This window comes from Actinocrinis sp. (genome assembly GCF_035605935.1).
Taxonomy (GTDB): domain Bacteria; phylum Actinomycetota; class Actinomycetes; order Streptomycetales; family Catenulisporaceae; genus Actinocrinis.
The window spans coordinates 1-3,987 of the sequence record NZ_DATNGK010000258.1 but is presented as its reverse complement, the minus strand read 5'-3'; the positions used below and the strand labels follow the sequence as shown (position 1 = coordinate 3,987).

The following is a 3,987-nucleotide window of genomic DNA, read 5'->3' as shown; positions in this document are numbered from 1 at the left end:
TCACCGACGCCTGGCAGCGCCCTGAGTGCGTCGTAGTCGTCCGGTACCTCGCCGCCATGACGCTCGACGATCGCGGTAGCGGCGGCGTGCAGGCGTAGGGCACGGCGTGGGTAACCGAGGCGGCCCCAGGCGCGTACCGCCTCGCCAGGTTCCTCGGCAGCGAGCGCGGACGGGACAGGCCAGCGGGCGATCCAGGACTCGTACACCGGCAGCACCCGAGCGACCGGGGTCTGCTGGAGCATGAACTCGCTGACCATGACGGCCCATGGCCCCGCGTCCTTGGCACGCCATGGCAGATCCCTGCGATGGATGGCGAACCAGGCCCGGATTCGCTCGGTGACCTCGTCGGCGGCTGCCGCGTCGAGAGCGGTGGCGTTGACAGCTGGGGCGTCGAGAGCGACAGCGCTGAGCGGGGTGCGGCCGCCGGTGGCGGACGCGGACACAAGCTCGGACACTTGAGCGGCGGCGATGGCTGGCTGACTGGGCATCGGTCCTATGGTCGCATTGTCAAACACGCTCGTGGTGCCAATGCGTCTGACGGTGTCTCGCATGCCATAAGGTGGCGTCCCGTGGGATCCTTCCTCCGACCTGTCGGCCCTCAGCAGCCCGCGGTGTACTGGCGGCGTCGGATTCTGGTGCTCGGGATTCCTCTGGTGCTGATCGGGTTCTTGGCGTACGCGTGCTCCGGGTCAGGTGGCGGCGGAGGCAAGGGTGGCGCCAACGCTCACCCGAGTAGTAGTTCCGCGATAATCACACCTGGACCGGTGCCGACCGGATCCCTGCCGCCCATTAATTCGTATCCTGTGACCGGTCCGACCGGTTCGGGCGCGCCCACGGCCGGTGGCGGAGCCAATGGCGGAGTGGGTGGTGTCGGCGGCGCTGGTGGCGTTGGCAGCGGGGCGACCGGTGGCAACGGCAGTGGCGGCAGCGCGGGTGGATCAAGCGGTTCAGTCGGTGGCGTGCCCGTGGGCTCGACCGGCTGCGTGTTGTCCGTTCAGGTGCAGCTCGACAAAACCTCCTCGAGTGGCCCGCCGACATACCCGGCAGGGCAGAACCCGATCTTCAACGTGATACTGCGAAACCTTGGCACGGGGAACTGCCGGATCGACGTATCCGGCAAGGGCGTCGTCGTCACGGTGTCGTCGGTGGCGGACAGCTCGACGGCATGGACGACCGCTACCTGCGCGGGCAACCAGGACTTGCGCGTGCTGGGACCGGGCGATGGCTACACCGAACCGGTGAAGTGGAACCGCGAGCGGTCGGTCACCGGCTGCCCGACGAATCCGCCGACGGTCGGCTCGGGTTCGTACGCGGTGACGGCGATGGTGAGCGGCGTCAACGCGGCCTCGGTGCAGTTCGGACTTCAGTAGCCTGATCAGCTACGGGATCAGACGTAGCGCTCCAGGATCGAGGATTCGGCGAGCCGGGACAGCCCCTCGCGCACGGTTCGCGCCCTGGTCTCGCCGACGCCGTCAACCGCCTGGAGGTCCGCGACGGAGGCCGCGAGCAGCTTCTGCAGGCCACCGAAGTGCTCGACCAGCCGGTCGATCACCGCGCCGGGCAACCGCGGGACCTTGGCCAGCAGCCGATATCCGCGGGGGGATGCGGCCGAGTCCAGGCTTTCCGCGCCGCCGGTGAAGCCGAGTGCCTTGGCGACCGTGGCCAGTTCCAGCAGTTCCGGGCGGCTGAGCGCGTCGAGGTCGTGCAGGGTGTCCTCGACGGTGCGGCTGCGACGGCCTCGCTCGGGCAGATAGTCCCGCGCGACGAGTTCCCGCTCCGGCTCGACCCCGGCGACCAGCTCGTCGAGTTGCAGTTCCAGCAGCCTGCCGTCGACGCCGAGCTGCACCACGTAGCCCTCGATCTCGACCGCGATCCGGCGCACCATCTCAAGCCGCTGCGCGACCTGGGCCACGTCGCGCGCGGTGACCAAGTCCTCGATTTCCAGCGCGGAGAGCGTGCCGGCCACCTCGTCGAGCCTGAGCTTGTACCGTTCGAGGGTGGCCAGGGCCTGATTCGCCTTGGACAGGATGACCCCGGAGTCCTCCAGCACCGTGCGCTTCTCGTCGTGGTAGAGCGCGATCAGGCGCATCGACTGGCTGACCGAGACAACCGGGATACCGGTCTGCCGATTGACGCGTTCGGCGGTGCGGTGGCGGGTTCCGGTCTCCACCGTGGGGATGGCCGGGTCGGGCACGAACTGAACTCCGGCCCGCACGATGCGGGAGCAGTCGCGGTCGAGGACCACGCCGCCGTCCATCTTGCACAGCTCGCGAAGCCGGGTCGCGGAGAACTCCACGTCGAGGACGAAGCCGCCGGTGCAGATGCTTTCGACCGTCTTGTCGAAGCCGAGCACGATCAGCGCCCCGGTGTTGCCGCGCAGGATCCGCTCCAAGCCGTCGCGCAGCGGGGTGCCGGGGGCGAGCGCCGCCAGGGTGGCGCGCTGCGTCTGGTCCGCAGCGCGTTCGTGGGCAGCCATGGCGCTCCTGGTCGCAGAGTCGGTCGTGGATGCGACGGTCGTCGCAGGGTCGGTGTTCGGTGTGCGGTTCTCGGTGGGTCGTTCGTCGACGGCGCGCTCTCGACGGCTCGCAGTCTTGTGGTCAAGTTTACCGGTTGATCATCTGATGAAGGGTCGCGAGCGCGTCCGCGATGTCTGCGACCTCGACGATCCGCATGCCGTCGGGCACCTTCGGAGTCTCTTCGCCGTCGGCGACGCGCGGTACCAACGCGATGCGGAAGCCGAGCCGAGCCGCCTCGGACAGCCGCCGGGCGAGCCCGGTGACCGGTCGCACCTCGCCGGCGAGCCCTACTTCGCCGAACGCGACGACGGCCGCCGGCAGTGGACTGTCCACGGTGCCCGTGGTCATGGCGAGCGCTACGGCGAGGTCGGCGGCCGGATCGATCAGGCGCACGCCGCCGACCGTCGCCGCAAACACGTCATGTTTCCCGAGCGGTACGCGGCCGCGGCGTTCGAGTACCGCCATGACCATCGAGACCCGGGAGGCGTCGAGGCCGGAGGTGGCGCGGCGCGGCTGCGGGAGGTTTGACGGAGCGACGAGCGCCTGCACCTCGCACACCAGCGGGCGGCGGCCTTCGAGGGTCACGGTCACGCAGGTTCCTGGCACCGGCTCCGAGCGGCGGGAGAGGAAGAGTCCGGACGGGTCGGCCAGGCCCCTGATACCGGAGTCGTGCATCTCAAAGCAGCCGATCTCGTCGGTTGGGCCGTACCGGTTCTTCACCGCGCGCACCAGGCGCAGCGGCGAGTGCCGGTCGCCCTCGAACTGGAGCACGACGTCGACCAGGTGTTCCAGGACCCGCGGTCCGGCGATCGAGCCGTCCTTGGTGACGTGCCCCACCAGGATCACGGCGAGGTCGCGTTCCTTGGCGACCCGGATCAGGGCCGCGCTGACCTCGCGCACCTGCGTCACGCCACCGGGAACGCCGTCGATCTCGGCCGAGGCGACGGTTTGCACCGAGTCGAGGATGAGCAGGCTCGGCCGCACCTGCTCGATATGGCCGAGCACGGCGGCCAGATCGGTCTCGGCGGCGAGGTAGAGGTCCGGCGAGAGGGCGCCGATCCGGTCGGCGCGCAGTCGCACCTGCGCCGTGGACTCCTCACCGGTGACGACGAGCACCGGCCGTTCCGGCGTCGCCCCGGCGGCGGCGACCTCGAGCAGCAACGTGGACTTGCCGACTCCCGGCTCGCCGGCGAGCAGGATCACCGCGCCGGGCACGACGCCGCCGCCGAGCACCCGGTCGAGCTCCGGCACGCCGGTGCTGCGGGCGGTGGCCTGGCGGCCGTCGACCTGGCCGATGGGCAGGGCGGAGGTGGTGACCCGCCCCGGGGCCGTCGTACGGACCGCGGGCACGCCGTACTCCTCGACCGTCCCCCAGGCCTGGCACTCGGCGCAGCGGCCGAGCCACTTGGCCGTCTGCCAGCCGCACTCGGTGCAGCGGTAGGACGGTCGGTCCTTGGTGGTCTTGGTACGG

Annotated in this window: 3 protein-coding genes and 1 pseudogene; 1 reads left to right on the top strand and 3 read right to left on the bottom strand. The window is 70.3% G+C overall.

Translation table 11 applies throughout. From position 1 onward, the window contains the following. A pseudogene (locus VN779_RS20570) lies at positions 1-488 on the bottom strand (A/G-specific adenine glycosylase); the annotation flags it as partial. Between the two features lie 315 nt (positions 489-803). Here VN779_RS20570 and VN779_RS20565 point away from each other — a divergent pair. Continuing rightward, the gene (locus VN779_RS20565) at positions 804-1,370 is read left to right on the top strand and encodes a hypothetical protein (RefSeq protein ID WP_325725819.1); all 567 of its coding nucleotides are present in this window, start codon (positions 804-806) and stop codon (positions 1,368-1,370) included. A 17-nt stretch (positions 1,371-1,387) separates the two neighbouring features. Here VN779_RS20565 and disA read toward each other — a convergent pair whose 3' ends face one another. Both disA and radA read right to left on the bottom strand, forming a co-directional pair. Beyond that, complete coding sequence (gene disA, locus VN779_RS20560; protein ID WP_325725817.1) at positions 1,388-2,476, bottom strand: DNA integrity scanning diadenylate cyclase DisA; 1,089 nt, start codon at positions 2,474-2,476, stop codon at positions 1,388-1,390. Positions 2,477-2,603: 127 nt separating this feature from the next. Next, positions 2,604-3,987 (bottom strand): DNA repair protein RadA (gene radA, locus VN779_RS20555; RefSeq protein WP_325725815.1); only part of this gene is annotated, 1,384 nt, incomplete at its 5' end.

Coding starts and splice junctions, on each gene's coding strand:
- disA (WP_325725817.1), bottom strand. CDS start 2,476: ATGGCTGCCCACGAACGCGCTGCGGACCAGACGCAGCGCGCCACCCTG.